This window comes from Bradyrhizobium genomosp. I (2014) (genome assembly GCF_000261685.1).
Lineage (GTDB): Bacteria > Pseudomonadota > Alphaproteobacteria > Rhizobiales > Xanthobacteraceae > Bradyrhizobium.
On the sequence record NZ_AJQE01000056.1, the window covers coordinates 1 to 267 of the forward strand.

The following is a 267-nucleotide window of genomic DNA, read 5'->3' on the forward strand; positions in this document are numbered from 1 at the left end:
AAGGTGATCAGCGGCAGGCCGACGGCGGCTGCCAACGACCATCCGAGGAAAATGTACGCAATGGTGCTGCCGCGCCGCTCCGCGGGCACGATCAGCGCCGCCGTGCCGGCGGCCTGCGGCGTATAGAGCGCGCCGACCGCGAGCATCACGAGGCGAATGACAAGGAGGCCGGTGTAGTCGGGCGCGAAGGCCGAGGCGAGATTGCCGGCGGCGAGCACCGCCAGCGCTGTCGCAAGCAGCGTCCGCCGTTCGATGCGGCTGGGGGGC

The 267-nt window shown here is 71.2% G+C and carries 1 protein-coding gene; it reads right to left on the reverse strand.

The annotated features are described in order from the left end of the window. Positions 1–267 (reverse strand): MFS transporter (locus tag IC50_RS06195; RefSeq protein WP_035701824.1); only part of this gene is annotated, 267 nt, incomplete at both ends.